Genomic DNA, 501 nt, shown 5'->3' on the forward strand with positions numbered 1-501 from the left:
TCCCTACGCCACCCGTGAAAGCTCCCCGTCGCGGATCTCCAGGACGCAGCCGGCGGCCGCGTCGAGGTCGTCCGAGTGCATGACCGCCACGACCGACACCCCGAGCGCGGGCAGCGAGGCGACGAGGTCGCACAGGGAGCGCGCGGTCGCGCGGTCGAGGTTGGTGAGGGGCTCGTCCAGCAGGACCGCGCCCGCGCCCGGCGAGAGCGCGCGCAGCAGGCCGAGGCGCTGCCGCTCCCCGAAGGACAGGTCGGCGCCGTCGGCGGCGATGGGGCGGCCCTCCAGCGCCCCCGCCCCGAGCGCGGCGGCGGCGCGGGCGCCGGGCTCGGCGCCCATCAGGTTGTCCGACAGGCCGCCGCCGACGACCGGCACCGGGTAGGTGAGGTAGGGGCAGCGGCGCAGGGCCGGGTCGAGGGAGAGCTCCCCGTCCAGGCAGGCGGGGTCCGACAGGCCCGCCAGCAGGTCGAGCAGGCACGACTTGCCCGACCCGTTGGCCCCCTT

The 501-nt window shown here is 77.4% G+C and carries 1 protein-coding gene; it reads right to left on the reverse strand.

Translation table 11 applies throughout. The features are described from left to right. Positions 1 to 3: 3 nt before the first annotated feature. Positions 4 to 501 (reverse strand): ATP-binding cassette domain-containing protein (locus tag HMPREF1316_RS14365; protein ID WP_021725697.1); only part of this gene is annotated, 498 nt, incomplete at its 5' end.

This window comes from Olsenella profusa F0195 (assembly GCF_000468755.1).
GTDB lineage: Bacteria > Actinomycetota > Coriobacteriia > Coriobacteriales > Atopobiaceae > Olsenella_F > Olsenella_F profusa.